We start from the raw sequence: 25896 nt of genomic DNA on the forward strand, positions 1-25896 counted from the left end.
TTCCTTTTCATAGGGGCCAGATGATGGCCCAAACACGAGAGGGGGAATGTATGACTACTGAGAACAAGAAGCATGCAGTTTCGCGACGCAATTTCGTGAAGGGCACCTTCGCGGGCGCCGTTGCTGGTGCTGGCTTGCTCGGCGGCGCTTCCATGTACGGCTGTGCTCCGAAGGGCGAAGAGGGAAGTACCGGCGCAGCCGCCGAAGAAACCATCGCATGGAGCCAGTGCAACGTGAACTGCGGCGGCAACTGCGTATTCCAGTGGCACTCCAAAGACGGCAAAGTCGTCTATATGGAGTCCGATAACACCGGAGATATCAATCTTCAGGCACGCGCTTGCCTGCGCGGCCGCTCCATGCGTCGCTGGCTGAATAGCCCCGATCGCTTGCTCTATCCCATGAAGCGCGTCGGCAAGCGTGGCGAAGGCAAGTTCGAGCAGATCAGCTGGGACGAGGCCATTCAGACCATCGCTGACAAGCTGAAGTACACCATCGATACGTACGGCAACGACGCCATCTACGTGAACTATGCGACCGGCATGTATTCCGCTACGGGCAATCCGTCTTCCCGCCTGCTTAATCTTTTGGGCGGCTATCTGAAGCGTAGCTACGACTACTCCACCAATATGCTCTCGGCCGCTTTGCCGTTCTTGTACGGTGACGACTGCGGCCCTTACGACGACGTCTATGCATCTTCCATGACCGAGGCGGAGGCGAATTCCGACCTCGTGGTCATGTTTGGTAACAGCCCGGCGGAAACCCGCATGGGCGGCGCGAACATCGTCTGGGACTTCGCACGCGTGCGCGAGGCCGTTCAGGGTCGTGGCGGCAAGATCGTCAACATCGACTACCGCATGAACGAAAGCGCCTCGGGACATCCTGAGGAGTGGTTGCCTATTCGCCCCGGCACCGACGCAGCGCTCGCTTCTGCAATTGCCCATGAACTCATCGCCAACGATCAGGTTGACAAAGAATTCCTGGATACGTACTGCGTAGGCTACGACGAGGACACCATGCCCGAATCTGCCAAGGGCCAGAACAAGTCCTATAAGGACTACATCATGGGAACCGGTTACGACATGGTGGAAAAGACCCCCGAATGGGCTGCCGAAATCACTCAGATTCCCGCAGATACCATCCGCTCTTTGGCGTCCGACCTGGCTTCTGCCGAGGCTCCGTTCGTCGTGCAGGGTTGGGGTCCCCAGCGCCACACCAACGGCGAGGACACCTGCCGCGCCATCTGCATGATCCCCATCCTGCTTGGCAAAATCGGCCTTCCCGGCACCAACACCGGCCAGCGCGAGGCCGAGCCGTCCGTGGCTTTGGTTGGCGGCTTGCCCAGCGGCAAGAACCCGGTCGAGGCATGCATTCCGTGCTACGAATGGGTCAATGCTGTCGACCACGGCAAGGAGATGACCGCCACCAACGCGGGCGTCACCGGCGTCGAGAAACTCAACAACGATATCAAGTTCCTTTGGAACTATGCGGGTAACTGCCTCACCAACCAGCACGGCGACATCAACTACACGCATGAGGTTCTCTCAGACGAGAGCAAGTGCGAATTCATCCTGGTATGGGATACCGTGATGACCGACTCTGCGAAATACGCCGACATCCTGCTTCCCGACGCCATGCGTTCCGAGCAGCTGAACATGAAGACCAACGGCTACACCGAGTGGTATACGGGCGTCGTGGTGGGCGGCCCTGCTCAGGACGCTCCTGGCGAGTGCCGCACCAGCTACGATGTGATGGCCGACATCGCCGATAAGTTCGGCGTGAAGGACCAGTTCACCGAAGGCAAGACGCAGGAAGACTGGATTCGCGAGCTCTATGAAGCCGGCGCCGAGAAAGATTCCGAGATGCCGAGCTGGGATGAAATCGTAAAGCAGGGCGTGTACAAGCGCGAGCTGCCGACCGCTATCGGCCTGAAGGACTTCCGCGACGACCCCGAGGCCAACCCCCTTGCAACCCCCTCGGGCAAGATCGAAATCTACTCCGAACGCTTGGCCGACATCGCCGCGACGTGGGAGCTTGAGGAGGGCGAAACCATCAATCCCATCCCCGTGTTCACTCCTGGCTTCCAGGGTTATGGCTCGGTCAACGACGAGTATCCGCTGTACTGCACCGGCTTCCATCACAAGAGCCGCACCCATTCGTCGTTCGGGTTCATTCCCGAGCTCGAGCAGGTTGCGCGTCAGCAGCTGTGGATCAACCCGGCCGACGCGGAAAGCCGCGGCATCGTTTCGGGCGATATGCTGTCCGTGAAAAGCCCCGCAGGCGAGATTCGCATCGAGGCAAAGGTCACGTCCCGTATTGTTCCCGGAACCGTCGGCATTCCTCAGGGCGCATGGCATAAGGCCGACATGTTCGGCGACAAGGTGGACGAAGGCGGTTGCGTGAACACGCTCACCACTTACAAGCCCACGCCGCTTGCCAAGGGCAACGGCAACGCCCATTCCATGATCGTTCAGGTTGCAAAGGCTTAAAGGGGGATTAAGAGATGGCATACGGATTCTATTTCGACAGCACGCGCTGCACGGGTTGCCGTACCTGCGAGATGGCGTGCAAAGACTATAAAGACCTTCCTGCCGAAATTGCCTTCCGCAGGGTGTTCGACTACGAGGGCGGTTCGTGCGCTCTCGGCGCCGACGGAACCGTCGCCAGCGACGTGTTCATGTACCACGTCTCCGATGCGTGCAACCACTGCGAAAACCCGAAGTGCTTCGCGGCATGTCCGACGGGCGCTATCGAGAAAGACGATGACGGTATCGTCTTCATCAACCAGGAAACTTGCACGGGTAACGGCGCCTGCGTGGATGCGTGCCCATACGGCGTGCCTATCCTGGTGAAGGAGGAGGGCAAGGCGAAGAAGTGCGACATGTGCCGCGACCGCGTTGCCGAGGGCAAGCAGCCCATCTGCGTCGAAGCATGCCCGCTGCGCGCGCTTGAATGGGGAGACCTTGACGAGCTCAAGGCGGCTCACCCCGATGCGGTTGCCGGCATTGCTCCTCTGGCCGATCCTTCCGAAACGGTGCCGAGCCTGCTGATCAACGCCTGCCCGGCCGCGAAAGAGCCAGGCGACACCACCGGTTTTGTCGCCAATGAGAAAGAGGTTACGGGCGTCGCTGCGTTCGAATAATCTCTGCCGGCCGTGATAAGCGCCCTGTGCCTGCGGGCACGGGGCGCTTTTGGGTGTTCGGACGTGTTGTTGCGTTTCGCGTTCGCCTTGGCGTATTTCACGCATACAATGGCACGATGGCATAGAAAGGGGAGGCTTTGGCTCGCGGGTTCTATTTCGACAATACGCGCTGTACGGGTTGCCGCACCTGCGTGATGGCGTGCGCCGACTATCGAGACCTTCCTTTGGGGCGAGCGTACCGGCGTGTGATCGATTACGAGGGCGGATCGTGCAAGGCCGATTCACGCGGACTCGTCCATGCGGATGCGTACGCGTACCACGTCTCCCTGTCGTGCAATCATTGCGAGCGGCCCGAATGCGTTCATGTGTGTCCGACGGGGGCCATGCATAAAAACGAGCTCGACCTCGTGTGCGTCGATGCGAAGAAATGCATCGGCTGCGGCTACTGCACCATGGCGTGTCCTTACCACGCGCCTTCGATCGATCCGTTTTCGAGACAGAGTTCGAAATGCGACGGGTGTTCTGACCGCGTATCTGAAGGCAAGCTGCCCATATGCGTCGAGGCCTGTCCGCTTCGCGCTCTTGCGTTCGGGCGGCCGGATGAGCTGAGGGGGCTGTCCGAGGATGTTTCGTCCGATATCATGCCCCTGCCCGATTCGTCATACACGAGCCCTCATTTCTTCGTGCGTCTTTCTCCGGCTGCGCGCGAAGCCCTCGAGGCGAAAGGGTTTATAGCCAATCCGGCGGAGATTGAGAATAACCGCGAGGTGTAGCGGAAGCGACGGGGCGAAGGCTCGGAAACGAGCTTCGCGCAGGGGTCGGCAGCCATTCGTGAAAGGAATTCGATGAACGAACAGCCGTATTTCGTCGAAGACGAAACTCAGTCTTCGGCCATGCTTCAAAACGACGAATTCATCGAGGCGTTTGCGGCATGCGCCGATATCTTGGGGTCATGCTTTCTTTTCCACCCCGTGAAAGAGCAGGCCGCGCAGGTTTTTTCTGTTCTTGCCGGCATGGATATCGCGCTTGACTGGCCGTTTGGCGAAGAACGCGACCGACGCGAGGCGGCGCTTCTTATGCGTGAGGGTCAAGACGAATTTCCCGAGAAGGTCTCCGAAGAGTTTACGCGGCTGCTTCGCGGTCCGGGAATAAAGCCGGCGCCTGCGTGGGGATCTGTGTATATGGATCGCGACAAGGTGATGTACGGCCGCACGTGGCATATGCTGCGCGATTGGATGCGCGAGCACGGGGTGACAAGCCTGTATGAGGCGAATGACCCCGAAGACCAGTTCGGTCGCCTTTTGATGCTGTGCGCACAGGTTGCGCGCAATCGCCCCGATTTGCTGTGCGAGCTGCTGGGCGATCACGTTCTGTGCTGGTCTGGGCGTTTTTTGACCCAATTCCACGAAGCGTGCGAAACGAATACGTATCGCGGACTTGCCCTGTTGTGCCGCACGACGTTGCGCGATGTCCAAGGCCTGCTTGCTGTGGAGCCTGCGGTGCGCAGGATGTATCGATAGGGGCATGATGGCAGGAGGATTCAGCGAGGGTTCGCTCGCCATGTTCACGGCGCTCTCTCCGGCGGGTGCGCTGACTTTCGCATTGATGGCCGCATATCTTCTGGCGCACGCAAAGCGCATGGACCAAGCATCGTGGGATCGCGTGAGCCATGCGTTTCTGGTTCCGCTTGGGGTGGTCTGGATGGGCTTCATGGCATCCGCCACGCATTTGGGCACGCCCGCAAATGCATTGCATGCTTTTGCGGGCATCGGGAGGTCTCCGCTTTCAAACGAAGTGCTCTGTACGGTCGTATTTCTTTTCGTCGGCGGCATGTACTGGCTCTATACGTACAAAATCAGCTACTTAAAATCACTCGCCCAAGCGCTGCTTGTCTGCTCGATCGTTGCATCGGCCCTCATGATGTGGTTCACCGCGTTCGCATACTCGGTTCCCACCGTGCCTTCGTGGGACACATGGCATACCCCCTTGAATCTCTGGGGTCTTTCCTTTGCGGCAGGAACGGCGCTTGCGTCCTGCGTACTGGGGGTTCTGTTTGGTCGCGACGATCGCTGGCCTCGCGTTTTGCGGCGTATTTCGTATGTATGCGTGGTCGGCGTCGTTCTTTTGCTGGGAATGCATGCGCGGTTCCTTGCGGGGGTCGAGAACAATGTTGCCGGCGCTTATCAGGCCGTGCCGTGGTACGGCGTCGTCATCGTTTCGTATGCGGCAATAAGCCTGGCGGGTCTTTATGTGCTGGGGAAAGCGGCACGTTGCGAAGGTTGGCGGGGAGCCGTCATGGGTAGCCTCGGCTGCGTCCTTGTTTTCATCGCCACGTTTCTGGCTCGTTTGCCGTTTTACTTCTCGTATCTTTCTGCGGGGTTTTGATTGCGGCTTGTTTCTTAGGTCCCCCTGGCTACGTTTACGGCGTGCGCCTGTGGGGCGAAACAGCCCGTTTGCCGTTCTCTCTTTGCCGTATTCGCTTCATCACGCTGCTGTGGTATACTATGTGCCACGCACTTTAGCATGGTAAAGTGCAGGAGGGTATTAAGAGGAAAACGTTTCAGAAAGCAAGGGTGACGAAATGAAGAAGAAACTTTCTTTGATTTTCGCCTTCGTGGCGGCAATGGCTCTGTCTGTGGCAGCGCTTGCGGGATGCTCTTCCAACTCCAGCGAAGGCTCCGGTGCTGCTTCGGGCGATGCTGCTGCTTCAAATGAGCTTATCGTTGGTTTCGACCAGTCTTATCCGCCGTATGGCTTCGTGGGCGATGACGGTAACTTCACCGGCTTCGACCTTGATCTTGCCGCCGAAGTGGCAGAGCGCAACGGTTGGACCGTCAAGTACGAGCCGATCGATTGGGACGCGAAGGACACCCTGCTTAACAGCGGTGCCATTACCTGCATTTGGAACGGCTTCACCATGGAAGGCCGCGAGGACGACTACACTTTCTCTGATCCTTATATGCTTAACGGCCAGGTCATTGTTGTGAAGGCGGACAAGGGCATTGCAAGCCTTGCTGACCTTGCCGGCAAAAACGTCATTACCCAGACCGACTCTGCTGCTCTCGACGTTCTCGAAGGCGACCGTGCCGATCTGGCTGCCACCTTCGCCAACCTTGAGACCATTGCCGAGTACAACACGGCATTCATGCAGCTCGAGTCCGGCGCCGTTGACGCTGTTGCCTGCGACCTGTCCATCGCTCAGTACCAGATGAGCGCGAAGCCCGGTGCATACGTCATGCTTGACGAGACGCTTTCCTCCGAACATTATGCAGTCGGCTTCAAGAAGGGTGATACGGAGACCGCCGAGAAGGTCAGCCAAACCTTGAAGGAAATGTATGAGGACGGCACCGTCGAGGAGCTGTGCAACAAATACTCCGAGTACGGCCTCTCTTTCGAAAACTGGCTCATTAAGTAAGGCGGTTTTCAGGTAGACTGCTGAAAGGGTTTTGAGACCTTGCATCGCGGACGGGCGTCATGCTCGTCCGCGATTTGCGCTGCAACCTCATGCGTCGTACGAAATGGTTTTGGCGAGTTTGGTTGGGCGTGGGTTTTCGATTCGGGTTTTGTGCGCATATACGGCCTGATTGGCGGCGCTATATGCGCACAGATGCTGAATCGCATTTCTCGTATGCAATGATCGCGTGCATATACAAGGAAAGGGGACTTTCGTGGATATTGGCACTATGCTCGGAATGCTGGGGACAGGCTTTGTGGTCACCCTGCAGATTTTCTTTCTGACCCTTGTCGGGTCTCTGCCTTTGGGCGTGCTCGTTGCCCTTGGACGCATGAGCAAGTTCAAGCCGCTTGCGTGGCTTATGCGTTTCTACATTTCCATCATGCGCGGTACGCCGCTTATGCTGCAAATGTTCTTTATTTATTTCGCGCCGTACTACATTTTCGGCATAGAGCTTTCTACCGACTCGAAATTCAACGCGACCATTATTGCGTTCATCATCAATTATGCGGCCTATTTTGCCGAAATCTACCGCAGCGGCATCCAGTCCATTCCCAAGGGTCAGCTTGAAGCAGCCAGTGTGCTGGGCTACTCGCGCGCTCAGACGTTCATGAAGATTGTTCTTCCTCAGGTGATTAAGCGCATTCTTCCCGCCATGGGCAATGAGATTATCACGCTTGTCAAAGACACTTCGCTTGCATTCGCCATCGGTGTCGCCGAGATGTTCAGCACGGCAAAGGCGTTGGTCGCTTCTCAGGTCAGCATGTTGCCGTTTGTGTTCGCGGCCGCGTTTTACTGGGTCTTCAACTTCGTGGTTGAAATTGTGCTCAATCGCGTCGAGAAAAAACTCAATTACTACCACGACTAACGTTTCTGCAATAAGGACTTACGCATGGATACTCAAAACCCTGTAGTGCGCCTGTCGCACATCAAAAAGAGCTTCGGAAAAAACGAAGTGCTCAAGGATATTTCGCTCGATGTCATGCCGGGCGAGGTTGTTGCGGTGATCGGTCCGTCGGGCGGCGGCAAATCCACGCTGCTGCGCTGCGCTACGCTGCTCGAAACGTTTGATTCGGGCGATCTGTTCTACGATGACATGACGGTGGCCCGTACGGGGAGTAATGGGAAGGCGGAATACGCCAAGTCCGACGTCTTGCGTCGCGCGAAGATGAAATTCGGCCTGGTGTTTCAGAACTACAACCTGTTTCCCCATTACACCGTGCTCAAAAACATCATGGATGCGCCCATCTGCGTGCAGAAGCGCAACAAGGAGGAAGTGGAGCGTCAGGCGCGCGAACTGATCGCCAAAATGGGCCTCGAGGGCAACGAGGACAAGGTTCCCTGCCAGCTTTCCGGCGGTCAGCAGCAGCGCGTCAGCATTGCGCGTGCTTTGTGCATGAATCCTGAGGTCGTGTTCTTCGACGAGCCTACGAGCGCGCTTGATCCCGAGCTTACGGCCGAAGTGCTCAAGGTCATCAAGAAGCTCGCGGCAGAGCACATGACCATGGTTATCGTTACGCACGAGATGCAGTTTGCGCGCGACGTGGCCGACCGTATCATTTTCATGGATGGCGGCGTGATCGTCGAAGAAGGTCCGGCGGAGCAGGTGGTGAACAACCCGCAGCATCAGCGCACCAGGGAGTTCTTGGCTCGCTACTAGGGTTCGTTTCCCCGGCGGGTTTGCTTTACGGGTCTTTCGCGCCCAGTTTGCCGACCGCGAAGGCGCCGGCTGTTGCGCGTTTTACTTACCGGTAAACGAGCTTGTCAACAAACAAATATTCACGGTTGCGGCGGCATCCTGTCTATCGGCGGGGTGCCGCCGTTGTTGGTTTTGGAGAATGATTTTCGCCTCAAACCGCAAGGACGCCTTCCAGGTTCTTTTTGTCTTGAGGAATTCGCAGAATCGTTTCAGTTGCTCGGATGCGGCTTGGTCGATGTTCTTCTTGCTACAGGGGGCTTGAATGTCGCGCTTGCATGCGCGTCCGTTTCTCGCACGCGCAAAAACTTTTCGGTGTGGTTGGTATGCATAATTTTTCAGGGTTGCTATGCGTAAAAACACACAGATGATGATTATCGTGCATTTATGCATAATGAATCGATGTTTCATGCATTCTTGCCGAGCGCCGCACTGTGACCGCCGCTCGCTGTTTTTCATGTTTCGTAACGGTTAATAACCATGGTTAACTTTTCCCGCAAACGATAGCATGCGATGCACTCGACATGCTCGAGGCTCGCGTGACACTTGCTTGAAGTGCGCCGTTACGGCGTGTTGTAAACAGTTGTCAGGAGCATTGTTCCTCCGATAGTCAGGAGAGTCTATGGCTACGTTTCTCATTGGCTTAGCCGTCCTGCTTGTGGGCGGCTATGTGTACGGCAAATTCGTCGAGCGCATCTTCGGTCCGGATGCGCGAACGACGCCCGCGTATGCGCGGGGTGATGGTGTGAACTATGTCCCCATGAAGAAGTGGAAGAATGCGCTTATTCAGTTGCTCAACATTGCCGGCACCGGTCCGGTGCTCGGTCCTATCCAGGGTATTTTGTTCGGTCCCGTTGCGTTCATCCTCATTCCTATAGGCTGCGTGCTCGGCGGCGCCGTACATGACTACTTCAGCGGCATGATGAGCCTGCGTCACAACGGCGACCAGATGCCGGGTCTTATGAGGCGTTTCATGGGTAAAGGCGTCTATCAGATCTATAGCATCTTCGTATGCCTGCTCATGTTCTTGGTGGGCGTTGTGTTCATCTACACGCCCGGAGACATGTTGGCCGGTTCTATTCTGGGTCTTTCCACTTCGTTTACCGATGCGGACGGCGCAATGCTCGGTATTGGCGCGCTTGCTCCCATTCTTGCGATTTATGGAATCATCCTTGTCTACTATCTGGTTGCCACGGTCTTCCCGATCGACAAAATCATCGGCCGCATCTATCCGGTTTTCGGCGCGATTCTGCTGCTTTCCGCAGTGGGAATTTTCTTCGGTCTGTTTTTCACGGGCGGCGTTTTCCAGCTTAACGAACTGTGGGGCGCATGGCCTGCATGGGTGAGTCTGGACAATCTTGTGCCGCTGTTCTTCATCACGGTGGCCTGCGGTATTGTGTCTGGCTTCCACAGCACCCAGGCGTGCATCATCGCGCGTTCCGTCAACAGCGAATTCGAGGGTCGCAACACGTTCTACACCATGATGATTCTCGAAGGCTTCATTGCCATGATTTGGGCTGCAGCCGCTATGGTTATTTACAACAACGGCGTTGCCGAGGCGGGCGTGACGGGCGCTGTGGCCGTGGTGGGTCTTATCTCCAAGAGCTTCTTGGGGGAGATAGGCGGCATCATTGCCATCTTGGGCGTGGTGGTTCTGGCCATCACTTCGGGCGACACCGCATTGCGCTCGCTTCGCCTGATGATTGCCGACTACTTCCATATTGACCAGGTGAGCAAGACGAAGCGCATCCTGTTGGCGCTGGCAATCTTTGTGCCGGTCGCTGTCATCTTGGTGTACTCCAAGCTTGACCCTAACGGTTTCAACATCTTGTGGCGCTACTTCAGTTTCGCTAACGAAGCTTGTGCCGTGTTTGCCTTTGCCCTGATCAGCGTGTATCTGTTCGGGCTTCGCAAACCAGGCATCATGACCCTTATCCCGGGATCTTTCTACATGTTCGTGTGCTCGAGCTATCTGCTCAATGCGAAGATCGGCTTCGGGTTGGAATGGGGTGTTGCCTACGCGGTTGCGGGAGTTTTGACCGTTGTCTATGCCGGGTTGGTGGTTCGCGCGGGACTGGTGCGTCGCAAGCGCCTTGAAAACGGCGGTATGGCGGAGGCGAAGGCCATGGAAACGCCCGACGATTCTGCCGACAAAGCAATTGAGCAGTCCGTCGCGTAAGGGCGGCTGCGCATTGGGGCAAAGTATCCAGGGGGCGCCAGGCGGCACGCTTGGCGCCCCTTTGCATTTGACCGCGTTTCGCCTTGCTCCGTCCTGCGCGATGCCTTCCAGTTATTCGGATTTGCTTGCAAGAATCTGGATGAGCTCTTCTTTTGATTGAATGCCCACCTTGCGATAGATGTTTCGCGCATGGGTATACACGGTGCTTTCGGATATCACCAGCATTTTCGCAATGTATGTACACGTATGCCCTCGTCCCAGATACGTGCTGATTTCCTGTTCGCGGGGCGAAAGCGAGAAGTCGTCCGCCAGTTTTTTACAGCGATGGGCGTAATCGTGTTCTTCGTTAGCATGCGCGGAACTGCTGCTGTGACCGGCTTCGTTTTTCCAAAATGAACCGACCGACTGGACAATAAGATAGGCGCAATACAGCGCGGTAATGGTTTGAGGTATAAGAGGCTGCTTGTCCGATAGGAGGGCGCCCAGGGAAATTCCCGAAATGCTGAATATGGCAAAGAGGAGCGTGAAACCGGACCAGATCATGCGTGCTGAAAATTCTTGCGCATGGGTTCCCGCTATGCCAAGCGCAAGAGAGATCTGGGCGATCATGCAGAAGAAGGTGTATATGCCTGTTGAGGTGAAGTTTTCCAGCACTTCGAAGTCGCTGGCTATGGCCATGTACGAAAGCAGCATGGCTGCAGCAACGGGGGCGACCCCTGAGAAAAGGAGCACCGATACGGGCTTGCGGCTTTTGACGAAGCAAAGAGGAGCAAGGATGAGGGCGGCAAAAAGATTGCCCAGAATTTCGGTACTCACGGAGTCAAGTACCGACTCTCTGCTCACTCCCATATGAAACGCGAAAACCGACAGGCCTATGAGCGCAGGAACCAAAACCGACATAAAGCGCGGAAGAAGGAGGGGGTCGGTCTTCTTTTCGTTTCTGTTTGGCAAAACACTTTCTTTTCCGGCACTTTGCAAGCAATTGTCAGAGCTAGACGCAGGGCGCGTTTTTGCGGTTTTTCTGCCTGGGTCTTTTACGTGTTCGACTCTGTTCAAGGCAGAGGGGAAGAAAGACCCCAAAGCAACAAGGGCGATGGAAAGCACCGCCAGCGGCGTGGCGGCAAGGATGCTGAAAACCCAGTTGATAATCGCAGTGCTTGCGCAGACCACGCAGACAAGAAGGAGCGCCTGCTGCAGGCGAAGAGGCTCGAGACGCTTTCCCCACCAGATTGCCACGTATGGAAGGCAAAGTCCGCATGCAATGCCGCAAAGCGTTACTGCTGTCGGGTGCGCGGGGATAACCCTGACCGAGGTGAGGATGAAATACGTCATGCATGCAACGTAGACAAAAGGGGAGGCCTTCGAATACAGCAAGAAGGCTCTTTTAAAGCCGGTTGCGCTTGTGGCCGCGTGGGCGAACAGTATGGCGGATGCGCCTGCCACAGAAACAAGCAGCGGTGTTACGAAATGCCCCATGATCTCGTTGTCCTGCAGGCATTCCTGCAAAGGGACGACATTGGGCGAGTAAATGGGCATGGTTGCAAAAAACGCAATGAGCGCGAACGCCTCTAACGGCATGAGCTTTCTATTCATGTTCCCTCCCAGGAAAACTATAGGTTTTATGCCTTAGAACGGGCAATACCTAATTTCCTTGATGCGGTTCCTTAATTGCCACGATGGTGGATGAAGGCCTGTTTTCGTAAGGTTTTTGACGAAAAGCGTCGGCGATGCGGCGAAAAGCGGATTTCTTGTTCGCCGTCTTGCTTGGCGCGGCTAGCACATAAAAGCGGAAGGGAAGGGGAAACGCAGCCATGGAAAAGGAGCTGAGTCGTCGTAATTTCTTGAAAGGGTTGGGGGTCGTTGGCGCCACAACGGCGGCAGCCACTGCGCTGAGCGCATGCTCTCCCTCAACGAGCAAACCCGAAGAAGGTTCAACTGACGAAGTATCTCAGGGTTCAAACTGGAAGAATCCTCCTGCCGAGGTGACGGATTTCGCTCAGGAAATAGACTGTGACGTTGTGGTGTGCGGGCATGGTTTTGCGGGTTTGACTGCGTGCCGCGAGCTTGCCGAAGAGGGCAAGTCCGTCTACCTCGTGGAAAAACAGCCCGAAGACACCTTTGCGCCCGTCGGGAACGAATTCGCCGCATTAAATGCATCCATTCTGAAAGAGCGCGGCGTGCCCGAGATTGACCCCGTCGAGTTCTTCCAGAACTGGATGCTCATCACGGGAAATTACCCCAATCAGGAATTGGTCATGAAATTCGCCCAGAACTCTGCGGCGAATACCGATTGGTATCTGTCTGACTTGAGCGAGGAAGACTTCGCCACCATGACCACGGCGTTCTTTCCCAAGACCGAGCATCAGCTTGACGAATTGAGCGGCGTGAAATTCTGGCCTTCGGTCTGCAGCTTCTACGGCGATTGCAATCAGAAGAAGATTCACGAATACAATCGCGCTGCCGCTCAGGCAAACGGTGCGACGTTCATGTTCGGGACCGAGGCCCAGTACGTCATCATGAACGACGGGGCGGTTGCGGGTCTGGTTGCCTCCGACGCCAACGGCAATATCAAGTTCAACTGCAAAGCGGTTGTTATTGCATGCGGCGGCTTCGGTGGAAACCCCGAGATGATGACCGACTTGATGCCCGATATGGCTGGTGCTTTGGTTGGCGAAGAGGCGTTGAGCTCCATGTCTGCAAATGATGGCCGCGGCGTGCAGATGGCTTATTGGGCCGGCGCCCATCTTGAGACGTGTCCCATTCCCGGCATGAACATGAAGGGCCTTTCCCTCCCTGGCAAGATGAACTGCTTGCCGCAGGCGGTATGGATCGACGAAAACGGCAAGCGTTTCTGCAACGAATACTATCCTACTTCCGAGCAGCGCGGTCTTGCTACGGTGTATCGTAGCCGTAAGACGAAATTCGCAGTCCTCGATTCGAATTTCCCCGAATACCGCCAATATACGATCCCTCAACATGCGGGCTTTACGGCGAACGAGGAAAACATTGCATCCCTTCAGGAATCCCTCGACACGGCATATGCGAAATTCCAGGGAACCTACGTCGAGCCCGAAGAAAAAGAAGGCGAGCAGAGCCAAGGGCCTGTCACTCAGGTGGAATATATTGCCGATGACACGCTTGAGGGCCTTGCTGCCCAGCTCGGCCTTGAGGGCGAAGCGGCAACGAATTTCGTCGAGACCATCAACAATTACAACGCGTATTGCGAAGCGGGCGCCGATATGGAATTCGGGCGCGACGCAAAGGTTTTGTTCCCGGTCAAAGAGCCTCCGTTCTATGCGTGCACGTTCGACCCCGTGCTCGGCGAGACCATGGTAACGTGCGGCGGCATTATCACCGACGGCGAGCAGAACGCTCTTGATGAAAACTTCGAACCTATCGCCGGCCTTTATGTCTCCGGCAACGACTGCGGTCGTCGCTTCGGCTACGAATACATCACTCCTATTCCTGGATGCAGCCTCGGCATGGCCATCACCCTTGGTCGCGAATGCGGAAAATCCGTCGGCAAATTCCTTGAGACCGCGTAGCGTGTCGAAGCCTGGATTCAATCCCTCCCCTTAAATTCGCTAGTCCAGGCGTTGACTGCTCGTAGGTCAGAGGCGCCAAGCCATGCGCTTGGCGCCTTTTGTATGTGCGGATGAGCGGTGGACTTCGGCAAAACGCAAACAGCGGCGAAAGCCCCATCTGGGGCTTTCGCTTTGAAACGGCGCAGTAAAAAGAGGGAGGGGCTGCGCTATGGGTTGGTTAGTACGAGGCTAAGCGTTTTCGGCGATATGCTCGGCAGCCATCTTTCCGGTGAAGACGGCGAATCCTTGGCATGACCCTTCGCAGATGCTGACATCGTAGGCATCTCCGTAGATGCCGCCCGCATCGTACCCGACCGCATAGAGGTGAGGGATAGGCTGGGCTCCGGAATCGAGAACTTCGGCATCGTGGCTGATTTTCATGCCTCCAACGGTGGTAAAGATGCCCACATTGAGCTCAAAGGCGTAATAGGGTCCGTCATCGATAGCGAAAAGATACTCGCTTGCTTTCGAGAATTCTTCATCGATGCCGCTTTCGCAATAACCGTTGTATTTCTCGACGGATGCCTTCAGCTTGTCGGCGTCGAGTTGAAGCTCCGAGGCGAGCTCGTCGAGCGTCGAAATCGGTCCATGCACAGCGGCGTTTCCTGCGTCTTTTTGCGCATTGAACTCATCCCATAAGTCGGTCAACGGTTCGCCTGCGTGAATGTACTCGCCGCACCCGAACGTACCTCCGTTTGCCGCCATGTTGTCCATCTGCGATTGAGTGACGATGGAGATGACGCGTTCTTGCATGCTTTGCGCGTCGCCAGAGAAGCTGAAGTTGCGTTCGGCGTAATGGGGGGGTGAAGGGCAAACAAGAGCTTCTCGACGTGATAGAAAAAGAGATTTTCTGACGCTCCTTCGAATGCCGATGCGTTTTCGGGATAGGTTTGAAGTTCAATCACAGAGTAAAGAAGGGAGCCTTTTTGGGCTCCCTCCTCATGTGTTGAGGTTGTACGTTGTACGCTCGGGCTTATTCGGCCTTCGGCTTCAGCAGACCGTAGCCGCCGCCGGTGCGGCGATACATGACGTTGACTTCGTTGGTGTCGCGGTCGGTGTAGACGAAGAAGTCATGGCCCAAAAGGTCAATCTGAATGAGCGCCTCTTCTTCGGTCATGGGCTCGAAGTCCATTTCTTTGACGCGGACGACTTCGTCATCGGCGGAAAGCTCGGCCATCAGCTCATCGAAGTTTGCACCGGTTGCTTCGATGGGGGCGGTTTCTTTCAGGGTTTCGCGCATGCGGTGATCGATAACGCGGGTCTTGTACTTGCGCAGCTGGCGAAGAACCTTGGCGGATGCGACGTCGATTGCGGCGTACATGTCTTCTTCGTGCTCTTCCACATGGATGGTGTGGCCCTTGAGGCGAATGGTGACTTCGCAGATGCAAGGGATGGCGCGAGTCTTTTCGACGCGCAGCACGACCTCGGTATCAGCAACATCGAGGCTCATGACCTTCATTGCGTTGCCAATCTTCTCGATTGCGTAGTCGTTGAGGGCGTCGGTAACCGTGACCTTGCGACCGATAACCTTGATATCCATACTTTCCATCCTTTCGCTCGTGGATGCGGTGTCACTCGGAAGAACGAATACGAACGTCCGAGTTGTTGTTCGGATGAGCTAGTTATTTTTTAACTTCCCCTAGTTCCTCTCAGCCCTATGGTAGCGCACTTCTTGGCCGGCGCAGCACGTGTGTTGCCATCTTGTCGAAGTGCCTTACACCACGTATCGGGGCGTGGCTACGGGGCCTTAAGTCACGTATCGGGGCGTGTCGCATTACTTGGCGCGGTAGACCTCCCGTCCGGCAACGTAGGTGGCAAGCGTTTCCGTCTCGAGGATGAGTTCCGGCTTGTCGGCTAGTTCCTCCCCGAGCAGATTTCGATCGAACACGGCGATATCGGCCCATTTCCCGGCTTCCAACGTTCCGATGTCGGGGTCGTTCGCGGCAATTGCCGAGCCTGCGGTGTATGCGCGCAGCGCTTCCGCCATGCTGATGCGTTCGGAAGGAAGCCATCCGTTTTCAGGAGCATGCGTTGCGGCGTCTTTGCGCGTGACGGCGGTGTAGAGAACCCCGCGAGAGTTGACATCGACGACGGGAGAGTCGGTTCCGAACGCCAAGACGGCCCCTTCGGCAAGGAGCGTCTTGAACGGCCACATGTATTGGCAACGCTCTGCCCCCAGGTCTCGTTCAGGGCCGCCGGGGTCGAGCGTGATGTGCGGCGGCTGCACGGAGGCGGTTACGCCAAGGCGGGCAAGTCGCGCTATGTCGTCTGGCTGGAAATTCTCAAGATGCTCGAGGGAATTGCGGCCGAATTCGGGAAGGCCGAAACGCTCGCGGGCCTCCTCGAAGATGTCGAGAGCCTCATGAATGGCTTCGTCGCCGATGGTGTGAATGCGGACGGGATAGCCTTTTTCGGCGGCTTTCATGACAAGGTCGTGCATGGTCGAGAACGGGACGGTGGTCTGCCCGCGGTCGCCCTCGAAGCGCGCATTGGTGTACGGAGCGTGCAGATAGGCGGTGTGCTGGCTGGAAACGCCGTCGAAGAACTGTTTGAAGCCAGATACGTTCAGGAGAGGACCGCGGTAGGTTTCGCGCATAGTCTCAAAGCGCCCCATATCCTCGAGCAGGGTGGGGAAGAGGTGCACGCGCGCGGTGAGGCGTCCGTCTTTTTCGAGGGCTGCATAGACGTCGTCGCGCACGAAGTCCAGTCCTGGTTGTGCCATCAAGCTGACGTCGCAAATACTCGTGATGCCGTTTTCGGCAAGACGCTTTAGGAAACCTTCGTAGGCATGGGCTATTTCATCGAGGGTGAACGACGCGACGATGCGGGGCATGAGTTCCATTGCAGCCGCTTCGCGGACGATGCCGGTAAGCTCGCCGTTTTCGTCTCGGTCGTAGCTGCCGCCTTCGGGCGCCACGCTGTTGTTTGTCACACCCAGCTCTTCGAGCGCCTTGGTGTTGAGCCATAGCGTGTGGGCGTCGCCGGAATACAGGGCGACGGGGCGGTTGGGATAGGCGGCGTCAAGGGAATGCTTGCTGGGGAGCACGGGTGGATTCCAGCGATATTCTCGCCATCCCTGGGCCAGAAGCCAGCCGTTCGGGCGTCGCTTTGCAAGCTGTTCGAGGCGTGCTACACAGTCTGCTTCGTTTTCTCCGAGAAAGTTTTCGGCGAGCGGACTGGAATACAGGGCCGAATGGAAAGCGTGCAAATGGGCGTCATGCAGTCCGGCGCAGACGAAAGCGTCTTTGAAATCTTCGGTCCTTGTATCGGGGCCAATGAAGCGTTGAGCATCGCCAGGGGCGACGACCGCCTGTATCTTTCCGTCTTTCACGCAGATGGACAGGGGTTTTGCTTCATCGTCAAGCCCCGTGAACACGTGCGTGCCCGTGATAATAAGATCGGCGTGCACTGCAACCTCCTTACACAAGTGGAGCGCAAAAAAGCGCCTAAGGCCGCAAGGTATCCGGCCGCCGCTTTCGCGCGCTCGCATGCTGTTCCGACGGTGTTTCACGTGGTTTTAACAGGAACACCGAATGACGGGGATATAATAGCAACTTCAACGTACAGGAAAACGCGCATTCAAGGTGTCTTTCGTCTATGGTTGCATTCGCCAACTCGGCCGTCTCGAACGCGGTCGCGGAAGCGTCGTAAAAGGGGCAGTTGCCTCCGGCGTCTGCGTGCGCGTCGATTTCGGGAGGGGTGTGAGCATGGCCGCTGCGAGCGAGGAGCGCAACACCGAACCGTCGATTTTCATCGACGAGGTTCGCGGTCATCAAGCGCGATACAAAAAGATTCTCGAGTTCACTCATTCGGCGACGAAGTCTGCAGGCATCATGCTGCTTGCCGCCATCGCGGCGCTTGTCATCGCGAATACGGGCGCTTATGAGGCCTTCGAGCATTTGATTCATCAGGAAATCGGATTCGTCATCGGCGGCACCGCGTATACCATGTCTGCCGGCCATATCATCAACGATATCTTCATGGCGGTTTTCTTCCTGATTGTCGGCCTAGAGATCAAATACGAAATGACGGTCGGTGAGCTTACCAACATCCGTCAGGCGCTGCTTCCTATCGTTGCGGCATGCGGCGGCGTTTTGGCTCCTATCGTCATCTACCTGCTGTTCAACATTGGCCATCCCGACACTATCCATGGCTGGGGTGTTCCTACCGCGACCGATATCGCATTCGCCCTTGGCATCATGGCGCTGCTGGGTAATCGCATTCCTGCCGGTGTGCGCGTTTTCTTGTCCACGCTTGCCGTCGCGGACGACATCATTGCTATTCTCGTCATCGCTATCTTCTACGGTCAGGCACCAAGCTTCATGTGGCTTGCCGCCGCAGCGGGTGTTGTCGTGCTGCTGCTGTTGCTGAACCGCACGCATGTCTATTCGTTGGTGCCGTATCTGGCGCTTGGCGTGGTTCTGTGGTTCTGCGTCTTCATGAGCGGCGTGCACTCCACCATCGCAGGCGTGCTTCTTGCGTTTACCATTCCTTCGGGTTCGCGCGTTAACCTTCGCGGGTTCTTGTCTTGGTCTGGCAAAAAGATCCGCCAAGCATATGATTCTTTCAATCCTGATGAGCCCGTTATCGGCCAGAAGGATTACATGCGCAACGTGAAGAACCTTTCCGCTATTGCCGCCCAGGTCATTCCGCCGGCAACAAGGCTTGAGCACAAGCTGTATCCATGGGTGTATTTCCTCGTTCTTCCCCTGTTCGCATTGACGAATGCTGATGTGCACCTGGCGGGAATCGATTCGTCGATGCTTTTCGGCGACACGGTGTTCATGGGCGTGTTCTTCGGTCTGCTTTTGGGCAAGCCGATCGGTATCATGCTGTTTAGCTTCATCGTGGTGAAAACCAAGCTGGCATCGCTTCCGACCAACGTTTCGTGGACGCATATGATGGGCGCGGCTATTCTCGGCGGCGTTGGATTTACCATGGCCATCTTCGTTGCCAACCTCGCTTATGTTGACGAAACGCACATCGCCATGGCCAAGGCCGCTATTCTGAGCGCATCCACCGTTGCTGGCATTATCGGCTTCACCTTCCTGCTTATCGAGGCGAAGGCCGATGCGAAGCGTGGCGTTTTGTATGTCACTTCCCCTGAGGGTGCGGACAACGCGACGTTCGCAGACGCAGAGGCCCGCCGCGCGAGCGAAGGAATCATCGATACGTTCGGCGAAGAGGACCAGGCGGAAGTGCAGGAGGCCTTCGAGGATCGCGATAACCGCGAAGTGGCGGTTCAGCTTAATCCCGAAGAGCTGAAGAAAGGCTAAGTTTTTACTTTGCGTTCTATGCTGCGTGAGGGACTCTTTCTTTACGCAGCTGGGGTTTTGCAGTAAACTATCGCGCGGTATTTTCTCAAGACGCACGCGACGCACGTATCGCGCCCTGTGCGCAAACGTGCACACTCGATAGCAAGAAAGAGGCAAGCATGTCCGGTCATTCTAAATGGGCTACCACGAAGCATCGTAAGGCTGCACAGGACGCTAAGCGTTCCGCTCTGTTCAGCAAGCTTTCTCGCAACATCACCGTTGCGGCGAAGGAAGGCGGCGATCCGAATCCCGCGAACAACGCGTCTTTGGCGGCCGCAATTGAAAAGGCAAAGGGCTACTCTCTGCCGAAAGACAAGATTAAGACCGCTATCGACAAAGCATTCGGCACTGGCAAAGATGCGGCGAATTACGAAACCCTGACGTATGAGGGCTACGGCCCTGCTGGTGTCGCCATCCTGTGCGAGGCCCTTACCGACAACCGCAACCGCACCGCTGCAGACGTGGGCGCTGCGTTCCGTCACCATGGCGGCAACCTGGGTACTCCGGGCTGTGTTTCCTTCCAGTTCGAGCGCAAGGGCCAGATCATGGTCGAGAAGGTCATCAAGAGCGACGACAAGAAGGTTGCCGACAAAGAGAACGCCGTCGACGAGGACGAGTTCATGATGATGGTTGCCGAGTGCGGCGGCTCTGACTACGAAGATGCCGATGAAGAGTGGATTGTTTACACCGCTCCCTCCGACCTCATGGCCGTCAAAAACGCTCTTGAGGCCGCCGGCATTGAGACCAAGGGTGCCGAGCTCACCATGGAGCCCACCACGCCGACCGAGATTTCTCCGGCTGACGCGAAAAAGGTCATGCGTCTTGTTGACAAGCTCGAAGAGCTTGAAGACCTTCAGAACGTCTATCACACCATGGATATGACCGAAGAAGTCGTCGCTGCCCTCGAAGAGGACTAAGCAAGTTTTCGTCTAAGACGATGAATGAGAACGGCACCCGGGAGGGTGCCGTTTTTTTATGCAGGGAAGGGGCGGTCTCTTGAATCGTTATTGCTTTTCGAGCAATTCCACAATGTAGTTGCGCGGGTCGAGCTCGTCTGTCCACACCTCGGTCGCGACGAGGGCTCCGTCCATCTTTTTCGCCATGCGAAAAACGTCATGAAAGCATTGGTCGAACCCTGCGCCCCGCAACCTGCTTCCACGATACGTGCCCTCAATGGTTGTACTGACTGTTATTTCCTGATTAAGCGACCCGTCGAGAAACGCCGTGTGTCCGTTTTCGATGCGCTCGGGTTCGTCTTCGAGCGCCACTTCTACGAAAACGCTCCATTGCGCGCCCTCTTCGCGCGGCGTACGCATCATTCCCCATTGGTAAAGAGGCACGATGCCAAGCTGTGCCGCGCAGTTGTAAAGAGAGGTGGTCAGGGATAGGTAATTCTTTGCATCGAAGTGCTTGCTCTGCCAAGGAGTATGCATGATCGTTCGGCGGGAAACGACGCGTTTGTACGGAAGACTTTCGTCTTCTATCTGGCTTTGCTCATGCGCCTCTTGAAGATAGCTGTCTATCTGCGCAAGAGAGGCTTGTGCTTTTCGAATATTGTTAACGGCCGTCTTGCGACCCTTCTCGAGAAGAGAGGCAATATCGAGCAAACCGTTCGGCTTGCGGTAATCGGCAAGTGACTTCAAAGGGATTCCCAGCTCGATGCAGGTGATGATTACGTCGACGACGATCATTTGACTCATGGCGTAATAGCGGTAGCCGCTGTGCTCGTTTACGCAGGCGGGTGTAAGGATGCCGAGTTGCTCGTAGTAGCGCAGCGATTTGGGGCTGACGCCTTTCATGCGCGAAACCTCTCCGATGCTTAACAGCTCGTTTTTCATGCTTCCTCCTGCATCGGTGCCGTCTTATTTTGCTTTGCGCGTATCACTTGAGACTGGATTGCTGAGGGCAAGCCATGATTGTCTTACGGACTTGTTTGTGAAGCGCTTGTGAGGTCAACGAATCGCCCAGACAATTCGTTGACTCTGCCATAATGGCATAGTTTATCGTTTCCCGGGCAATCAAAGAGCGAGGTTATTCGAACGGTTCGTGGCTGGTCGCGTCTGCTTGAATGCATCCAGCCGCAAAGGCCGAAAGGAAGGATTGATGCTATGGTCGCGTACGCGCTTATAGGCATTGCCGTAGTGGCTGAGGTCTTCGGGGACTCCATGATGAAACTCTCTAACGGTTTCCAGAGGAAGCTGCCGCTTGTGGGCACGGTCCTAGGCTACGGCATTGCGTTTTACCTGATCGCCCTTGCGCTGGAGCATTTGCCGTTAGGACCGGTGTATGCCGCATGGACGGGCCTGGGAATTGCCTTGACCGCCATTGTTGGCGCTGTGGTTTGGAAAGAAGGGTTCAATGTGAAGAAAGCATTGGGTCTGGCTGCCATCATCGGCGGCGTTGTTGTTCTGAAGTTGGGGGTGTAAGCCATGCCATATGTTCTTTTGGGCATCTCGATCGTCACTGAGGTCTTTGCGACCACTATGCTCAAGCTTTCTGAGGGCTTTACGATTCTCGGTCCATCTATTGCGGTCGTGATAGGCTACGTCATATCGTTCTCGCTTTTCGTTATTGTTCTGAAAACCGTTCCGCTTGGCCTTGCATACGGCATCTGGGGCGGTTTGGGTACGGTTGCTACCACCATTATTGGCTGCATGGTGTGGGGAGAGCCGTTCACGCTTTATACAGGTCTCGGAATTGCCCTGGTGGCAGGTGGTATTTATCTGATGAATGCAGGGACGCAGCAAGAGACGGATAAGACGGTAGCGAAGGTGAACGAAAGTCTCTAGCTGTATGCTTCGCCATTAACTGCATGAACATCCGAGGGTTTGAGAGATTAGCAGAGAGGGAGCGGCATCTGAAAAGACGCCGCTCCCTCTTTCTGTTTAGAATGCAGGAGCATTCCTCGGAGAACAAGCTTGTCTTCCGAGGCTCTGTTTTTGACAGGAATCGAACCGGGGGAGCGAGAGAAGCCGGTTGTTGCCAGGTGGTAGCAGAATTAGGACTTGGGTTTTTTATCCGAGGGCGGAATGAGCATCGCCTTATACAATTTGACAGGAACGATGCTCAACAGATCGTTTGTCCATTGGGTCAAATCCGTCTCGCGTTCTGAGCGAAGCCAGTCGTTCAGGATTTCGCATTCAAGCTTAGAGAACGTTTCCACGAGGAATCTCATATTGTGATCGATATTGACGTGTCGCCAGTTGATAAGCGTTTCAAAGATGACGTTTTTCCTGCTTTCGGGGATAACGGTTTGCCCGAAAGGCTCGTTGATGGTGTACTGAATTGATTTGCGGTAGAAGTCGCGTTCTTGAGTAATAAGTCGTAGGTGCTGGTAATAGCCTATTTCCCAATTGATGGTTCGGCCAATTTCGTTAAGGTAAAACTGCCTGCAGAATATGGTGTGCCATGAGGGAATGTCGTACTTACTCTTGAAATGGCGGTAGAACGTCTGACGTGAAATATCGGCGTTTTCGCAAATCTCCGAAATGGTTATGCGGTCAAGCGACTTGTCTACCGCGTGAAGAATCTTCAGTTTCGTCTTAATTTCCGGGGAGTCAAAAATGCTCTCCCCCCCCCCGTAAAATTCTTGAATCATAATTGCACACCTCCATGCATTCAATTCATGCACTAAGAAAGTGGCGCAGTGTTCGACGGGGTGAGGGGTCTGCCGAACGTTGCGTCATTTCTTTTTCCCAAGTGTACAACGAATGATGGGCTCTGTGACGTTTGGCAAAGCGAATGTTCCGAAAGCGGTCTTGAACAGCGGTAAGTAACAAAGATGTTACAAAAGCAATGAATATGCCAAATTTGACGGACAAGCATCCTTTGGTGGCTCTTGGAGTGGATTTCTTGTGTCTTCAGAATAAACCCATAAGGAAAACAAGTGGTTTCCAAGGGCTTTCATAGAAAACGAGTAGGAGATTGCGAGTTTTCCAATCCGGTTAGGGGTAGAAGAGAGCCCCTTTCAAGAAAGGAGTCATTATTATGGCTAAGATCGTTAATTCTTGGAACGACTGGGATCCGCTGAAGCGCGTCATCGTCGGCCGCTGCGACAACTCCATGATTCCGCCCGAGGAGCCCGCGACCTCCGAGAAGGTGCCCGTTGATTCCGAGATGCGCGGCATGTGGGGCCTCCGCCCGCTCGCTACCGTCGAGCGCGGCAACGAATGCCTCGAGAACCTCGTGAAGGCAGTCGAGGACCGCGGCGTCGTCGTCGACCGCCCGACCCCGCTGCAGTGGAACCAGGCAATCGGCACCCCCGACTTCCGCAATGACTCCATGATGACCTGCATGCCTCCCCGCGACATCCTGCTCACGATCGGCAACGAGATCATGGCCTCCGCCAACTCCTTCCGCTGCCGCTACTTCGAGTACCTCGCGTACTGGCCGCTCATGAAGCAGTACTTCGACGAGGACCCCGAGTTCAAGTGGACCCAGGCTCCCCGCCCCCGTCTGACCGACGCCTCCTACAAGCACAACTACTACGACGAGAAGATCACCCTCGAGGAGCGCCTCGTCCGCACCGCCAACAAGGACTTCGTCACCACCGAGGTCGAGCCCATGTGGGACGCCGCAGACGTCATGCGTATGGGCAAGGACCTCTTCATCCAGCACGGCCTGACCACCAACCGCACCGCCATGGAATGGTTCCAGCGCTACTATCCCGAGCTGCGCGTCCATGCGATGAACTTCCCCGGCGACCCCTATCCCATCCACATCGACGCGACCTTCGTGCCGCTGCGCCCGGGCCTGATCATCAACAACCCGCACCGCCACCCCGCAGAGGGCCAGCTGGCCATCTTCGAGGCCAACGACTGGGAAGTCGTCGACGCGGCCCAGCCCGCCCATGACGAGCCTCCCGCGCTGTGCTACAGCTCCGTCTGGCTGTCCATGAACTGCCTCGTCCTCGACCCCAAGACCGTCATCGTCGAGGCCTCCGAGGTCCATCAGCAGGAGCAGATGGACAAGCTCGGCATGAACGTCGTCCCCGTCGACCTGCGCGACGCCTATCCGTTCGGCGGCGGCCTGCACTGCTCCACCGCCGACGTCTACCGCGAGGGCGGCTGCGAGGACTACTTCCCGAACCGTGTCAAGGACGACACCCTCATCCATCCTGAGATGTGGAACGACTAATCATCTTTATCGCGGAACGCATAGTTCTGCCATAGCTTCGTAGTTCTGAGGGCTTCGGCGGCGGTTGCTGTGCTAGCTGCCACGGCAACTCCTTCCGTCGTCGGAGTCCTCAAGAACGAATCCCCCAACTTCCAACAATTCAGCTCACAGAGCCTATACCCGATCGAGTCCGCGACCAAAATGCATAGACCGGGCTTAATTCCGCATACCTTTATGCGGCTTAGACCTCTTGTGCCATGAAGGCGGAATCGACTGACACAAAGGGGAACCTATGAATCAATCAGCAAAATACAAACTCATCGGTTTTGTGATGATGTTTGCCTCCTCGTCTTTGATGGGCGGCATCGGAGCGTTCACCCGATTCATCGACGCTCCTGGCGACTTCGTTTCCTTCTGGCGAAATTTCGCTGGCTTCATTTGCCTGACTATCATCTTCTGCTTCATTTCGGGCAGCTGGCGTAAAGTCAAGGAAACCCGCTTCTCTGGAACCATGCTGGCATCCGGTGTCTTCTTGGGCCTGCTTTCCGGTCTGTATTGCCTTTCTACGCAGTACACCACCTTGGCAAATGCATCGTTCTTGATTTACACCGGCCCGATTTACTCCACGATCCTTGCGGCAATCTTTCTGAAAGAGAAGCTCAGCATCAAGAGCGTTATCTGCATCATTGCGGTAGTTGTCGGCATGCTGTTCATCGTCGGTATCATCACCCCCGAGGGCTTGACGCTCAGTCTCGATCCTAGCTACGCGTTCGGTAATGCCATCGCATTCGCGTCGGGCATCGCATACGGCTTGTACCTGTTCTTCTCTCGCTATCGCGAGGACTGCGATTCCAACGTTCGTTCCTGGTGGAACTTCCTGTTCGGTTCGCTTTCCATCCTCGTGCTGCTCGTTTGGCATCACTTCTTCCTGCAGCCGCTTTCTTATCCCGAGAAGATCAATGGTGTAACGCAGTTCGACGCGACTGGTCAGATCATTACGCATCCGTGGAACCTGTTCACCATGGACGGCTCTTCCTGGGCATGGTTGATCGCTGCTGCTCTCATTACGGGCTTCGGCGCATTCTATCTGCTGACTCACGCTACGAAGCGTTTGAAGGCTGGCGAGCTCGCTGCCATTTCCTATCAGGAAACCATCATGGCATCGCTGCTCGGCCTGTTCCTCTTCGGCGAGACCATGACTGCCTTCCAGGTTATCGGTGGCGCCTTGATCATCGCCGGCGGCGTTTCTCAGGTCGTCTTTTCCACGAAGTCCGCTGGTGCAAAGGGCGAAAAGATAGAGAAGGAAGCCGAGATACGCGAAAACCTTGCGACACGTATCGAGGAGGAATCCGAGAAAGAAGGTCTGAAGTAGCCTTCGGTTCTTGACGAATCACCTCGGCGGCTTCCGTTCGAT

General features: G+C 55.9%; 22 protein-coding genes. 16 read left to right on the forward strand and 6 right to left on the reverse strand.

Annotated elements, in window-relative coordinates; all coding sequences use genetic code 11:
* Nucleotides 1–50: 50 nt before the first annotated feature.
* From HMPREF9451_RS00780 to HMPREF9451_RS00825, 9 genes are all read left to right on the forward strand, one after another.
* Nucleotides 51–2486 (forward strand): DMSO/selenate family reductase complex A subunit, encoded by a 2436-nt coding sequence (locus HMPREF9451_RS00780; RefSeq protein WP_009138392.1) that lies wholly within the window; start codon nucleotides 51–53, stop codon nucleotides 2484–2486.
* 14 nt (nucleotides 2487–2500) lie between these two features.
* A complete protein-coding gene (locus HMPREF9451_RS00785; protein ID WP_009138393.1) occupies nucleotides 2501–3139 on the forward strand; it encodes a 4Fe-4S dicluster domain-containing protein in 639 nt (212 codons plus the stop codon).
* 137 nt (nucleotides 3140–3276) lie between these two features.
* A complete protein-coding gene (locus HMPREF9451_RS00790) occupies nucleotides 3277–3912 on the forward strand; it encodes a 4Fe-4S dicluster domain-containing protein (RefSeq protein ID WP_009138394.1) in 636 nt (211 codons plus the stop codon).
* 72 nt (nucleotides 3913–3984) lie between these two features.
* Complete coding sequence (locus HMPREF9451_RS00795; RefSeq protein WP_009138395.1) at nucleotides 3985–4659, forward strand: molecular chaperone TorD family protein; 675 nt, start codon at nucleotides 3985–3987, stop codon at nucleotides 4657–4659.
* Between the two features lie 7 nt (nucleotides 4660–4666).
* Complete coding sequence (locus HMPREF9451_RS00800) at nucleotides 4667–5524, forward strand: dimethyl sulfoxide reductase anchor subunit family protein (protein WP_009138396.1); 858 nt, start codon at nucleotides 4667–4669, stop codon at nucleotides 5522–5524.
* 196 nt (nucleotides 5525–5720) lie between these two features.
* Complete coding sequence (locus tag HMPREF9451_RS00805; protein WP_009138397.1) at nucleotides 5721–6554, forward strand: amino acid ABC transporter substrate-binding protein; 834 nt, start codon at nucleotides 5721–5723, stop codon at nucleotides 6552–6554.
* Nucleotides 6555–6822: 268 nt separating this feature from the next.
* A complete protein-coding gene (locus tag HMPREF9451_RS00810; RefSeq protein WP_009138398.1) occupies nucleotides 6823–7461 on the forward strand; it encodes an amino acid ABC transporter permease in 639 nt (212 codons plus the stop codon).
* A 24-nt stretch (nucleotides 7462–7485) separates the two neighbouring features.
* Nucleotides 7486–8253 carry an amino acid ABC transporter ATP-binding protein gene (locus tag HMPREF9451_RS00815; protein ID WP_009138399.1) on the forward strand — a complete coding sequence of 256 codons (768 nt, stop codon included), beginning with the start codon at nucleotides 7486–7488 and terminating at the stop codon, nucleotides 8251–8253.
* Between the two features lie 658 nt (nucleotides 8254–8911).
* Nucleotides 8912–10468 carry a carbon starvation CstA family protein gene (locus tag HMPREF9451_RS00825; protein ID WP_009138400.1) on the forward strand — a complete coding sequence of 519 codons (1557 nt, stop codon included), beginning with the start codon at nucleotides 8912–8914 and terminating at the stop codon, nucleotides 10466–10468.
* A 111-nt stretch (nucleotides 10469–10579) separates the two neighbouring features.
* Here HMPREF9451_RS00825 and HMPREF9451_RS00830 read toward each other — a convergent pair whose 3' ends face one another.
* Complete coding sequence (locus HMPREF9451_RS00830; RefSeq protein ID WP_009138401.1) at nucleotides 10580–12061, reverse strand: helix-turn-helix transcriptional regulator; 1482 nt, start codon at nucleotides 12059–12061, stop codon at nucleotides 10580–10582.
* Between the two features lie 218 nt (nucleotides 12062–12279).
* On the opposite strand from HMPREF9451_RS00830, the gene HMPREF9451_RS00835 reads away from it, so the two are divergent.
* Complete coding sequence (locus HMPREF9451_RS00835) at nucleotides 12280–14013, forward strand: FAD-dependent oxidoreductase (protein WP_009138402.1); 1734 nt, start codon at nucleotides 12280–12282, stop codon at nucleotides 14011–14013.
* A gap of 228 nt (nucleotides 14014–14241) precedes the next feature.
* Here HMPREF9451_RS00835 and HMPREF9451_RS00840 read toward each other — a convergent pair whose 3' ends face one another.
* From HMPREF9451_RS00840 to HMPREF9451_RS00850, 3 genes are all read right to left on the reverse strand, one after another.
* Nucleotides 14242–14805: an FAD-binding protein gene (locus HMPREF9451_RS00840; RefSeq protein ID WP_009138403.1), complete on the reverse strand. Its 564-nt coding sequence runs from the start codon at nucleotides 14803–14805 to the stop codon at nucleotides 14242–14244.
* 220 nt (nucleotides 14806–15025) lie between these two features.
* Nucleotides 15026–15592 carry a ribosome hibernation-promoting factor, HPF/YfiA family gene (gene hpf, locus HMPREF9451_RS00845; RefSeq protein WP_009138404.1) on the reverse strand — a complete coding sequence of 189 codons (567 nt, stop codon included), beginning with the start codon at nucleotides 15590–15592 and terminating at the stop codon, nucleotides 15026–15028.
* A 234-nt stretch (nucleotides 15593–15826) separates the two neighbouring features.
* Nucleotides 15827–17461 (reverse strand): amidohydrolase, encoded by a 1635-nt coding sequence (locus tag HMPREF9451_RS00850; protein ID WP_009138405.1) that lies wholly within the window; start codon nucleotides 17459–17461, stop codon nucleotides 15827–15829.
* Between the two features lie 298 nt (nucleotides 17462–17759).
* Here HMPREF9451_RS00850 and nhaA point away from each other — a divergent pair, with 298 nt between their 5' ends.
* Together nhaA and HMPREF9451_RS00860 are read left to right on the forward strand one after the other, a co-directional pair.
* Complete coding sequence (gene nhaA / locus HMPREF9451_RS00855; protein ID WP_009138406.1) at nucleotides 17760–19328, forward strand: Na+/H+ antiporter NhaA; 1569 nt, start codon at nucleotides 17760–17762, stop codon at nucleotides 19326–19328.
* Nucleotides 19329–19486: 158 nt separating this feature from the next.
* Nucleotides 19487–20284, forward strand: a complete 798-nt coding sequence (locus tag HMPREF9451_RS00860) for a YebC/PmpR family DNA-binding transcriptional regulator (protein WP_009138407.1) — start codon at nucleotides 19487–19489, stop codon at nucleotides 20282–20284.
* Between the two features lie 87 nt (nucleotides 20285–20371).
* Here HMPREF9451_RS00860 and HMPREF9451_RS09305 read toward each other — a convergent pair whose 3' ends face one another.
* Nucleotides 20372–21205: a MerR family DNA-binding transcriptional regulator gene (locus HMPREF9451_RS09305; RefSeq protein ID WP_009138408.1), complete on the reverse strand. Its 834-nt coding sequence runs from the start codon at nucleotides 21203–21205 to the stop codon at nucleotides 20372–20374.
* Nucleotides 21206–21475: 270 nt separating this feature from the next.
* Between HMPREF9451_RS09305 and HMPREF9451_RS00870 the strand changes: the two genes are divergently transcribed.
* A complete protein-coding gene (locus HMPREF9451_RS00870; protein ID WP_009138409.1) occupies nucleotides 21476–21793 on the forward strand; it encodes a DMT family transporter in 318 nt (105 codons plus the stop codon).
* Nucleotides 21794–21796: 3 nt separating this feature from the next.
* Nucleotides 21797–22156, forward strand: coding sequence for a DMT family transporter (locus tag HMPREF9451_RS00875; protein WP_009138410.1), 360 nt, complete (start codon nucleotides 21797–21799; stop codon nucleotides 22154–22156).
* Between the two features lie 209 nt (nucleotides 22157–22365).
* Here HMPREF9451_RS00875 and HMPREF9451_RS00880 read toward each other — a convergent pair whose 3' ends face one another.
* Nucleotides 22366–22965 carry a TetR/AcrR family transcriptional regulator gene (locus HMPREF9451_RS00880; protein WP_009138411.1) on the reverse strand — a complete coding sequence of 200 codons (600 nt, stop codon included), beginning with the start codon at nucleotides 22963–22965 and terminating at the stop codon, nucleotides 22366–22368.
* 389 nt (nucleotides 22966–23354) lie between these two features.
* Between HMPREF9451_RS00880 and HMPREF9451_RS00885 the strand changes: the two genes are divergently transcribed.
* Both HMPREF9451_RS00885 and HMPREF9451_RS00890 read left to right on the forward strand, forming a co-directional pair.
* Nucleotides 23355–24503, forward strand: coding sequence for a serine/threonine protein kinase (locus tag HMPREF9451_RS00885; RefSeq protein ID WP_009138273.1), 1149 nt, complete (start codon nucleotides 23355–23357; stop codon nucleotides 24501–24503).
* A gap of 271 nt (nucleotides 24504–24774) precedes the next feature.
* Nucleotides 24775–25854 (forward strand): DMT family transporter, encoded by a 1080-nt coding sequence (locus HMPREF9451_RS00890; RefSeq protein WP_009138412.1) that lies wholly within the window; start codon nucleotides 24775–24777, stop codon nucleotides 25852–25854.
* Nucleotides 25855–25896: the final 42 nt, after the last annotated feature.

It is taken from the genome of Slackia piriformis YIT 12062, from assembly GCF_000296445.1.
In the GTDB taxonomy this organism is placed as follows: Bacteria; Actinomycetota; Coriobacteriia; order Coriobacteriales; family Eggerthellaceae; genus Slackia; species Slackia piriformis.

Excerpts from the sequence above, each read along its gene's own strand:
- HMPREF9451_RS00780 (WP_009138392.1), top strand. The coding sequence starts at position 51 with ATGACTACTGAGAACAAGAAGCATGCAGTTTCGCGACGCAATTTCGTG.
- HMPREF9451_RS00785 (WP_009138393.1), top strand. The coding sequence starts at position 2,501 with ATGGCATACGGATTCTATTTCGACAGCACGCGCTGCACGGGTTGCCGT.
- HMPREF9451_RS00795 (WP_009138395.1), top strand. The coding sequence starts at position 3,985 with ATGAACGAACAGCCGTATTTCGTCGAAGACGAAACTCAGTCTTCGGCC.
- HMPREF9451_RS00800 (WP_009138396.1), top strand. The coding sequence starts at position 4,667 with ATGGCAGGAGGATTCAGCGAGGGTTCGCTCGCCATGTTCACGGCGCTC.
- HMPREF9451_RS00805 (WP_009138397.1), top strand. The coding sequence starts at position 5,721 with ATGAAGAAGAAACTTTCTTTGATTTTCGCCTTCGTGGCGGCAATGGCT.
- HMPREF9451_RS00810 (WP_009138398.1), top strand. The coding sequence starts at position 6,823 with ATGCTCGGAATGCTGGGGACAGGCTTTGTGGTCACCCTGCAGATTTTC.
- HMPREF9451_RS00815 (WP_009138399.1), top strand. The coding sequence starts at position 7,486 with ATGGATACTCAAAACCCTGTAGTGCGCCTGTCGCACATCAAAAAGAGC.
- HMPREF9451_RS00825 (WP_009138400.1), top strand. The coding sequence starts at position 8,912 with ATGGCTACGTTTCTCATTGGCTTAGCCGTCCTGCTTGTGGGCGGCTAT.
- HMPREF9451_RS00830 (WP_009138401.1), bottom strand. The coding sequence starts at position 12,061 with ATGAATAGAAAGCTCATGCCGTTAGAGGCGTTCGCGCTCATTGCGTTT.
- HMPREF9451_RS00835 (WP_009138402.1), top strand. The coding sequence starts at position 12,280 with ATGGAAAAGGAGCTGAGTCGTCGTAATTTCTTGAAAGGGTTGGGGGTC.
- HMPREF9451_RS00840 (WP_009138403.1), bottom strand. The coding sequence starts at position 14,805 with ATGCAAGAACGCGTCATCTCCATCGTCACTCAATCGCAGATGGACAAC.
- hpf (WP_009138404.1), bottom strand. The coding sequence starts at position 15,592 with ATGGATATCAAGGTTATCGGTCGCAAGGTCACGGTTACCGACGCCCTC.
- nhaA (WP_009138406.1), top strand. The coding sequence starts at position 17,760 with ATGGCCGCTGCGAGCGAGGAGCGCAACACCGAACCGTCGATTTTCATC.
- HMPREF9451_RS00860 (WP_009138407.1), top strand. The coding sequence starts at position 19,487 with ATGTCCGGTCATTCTAAATGGGCTACCACGAAGCATCGTAAGGCTGCA.
- HMPREF9451_RS09305 (WP_009138408.1), bottom strand. The coding sequence starts at position 21,205 with ATGAAAAACGAGCTGTTAAGCATCGGAGAGGTTTCGCGCATGAAAGGC.
- HMPREF9451_RS00870 (WP_009138409.1), top strand. The coding sequence starts at position 21,476 with ATGGTCGCGTACGCGCTTATAGGCATTGCCGTAGTGGCTGAGGTCTTC.
- HMPREF9451_RS00875 (WP_009138410.1), top strand. The coding sequence starts at position 21,797 with ATGCCATATGTTCTTTTGGGCATCTCGATCGTCACTGAGGTCTTTGCG.
- HMPREF9451_RS00880 (WP_009138411.1), bottom strand. The coding sequence starts at position 22,965 with ATGATTCAAGAATTTTACGGGGGGGGGGAGAGCATTTTTGACTCCCCG.
- HMPREF9451_RS00885 (WP_009138273.1), top strand. The coding sequence starts at position 23,355 with ATGGCTAAGATCGTTAATTCTTGGAACGACTGGGATCCGCTGAAGCGC.
- HMPREF9451_RS00890 (WP_009138412.1), top strand. The coding sequence starts at position 24,775 with ATGAATCAATCAGCAAAATACAAACTCATCGGTTTTGTGATGATGTTT.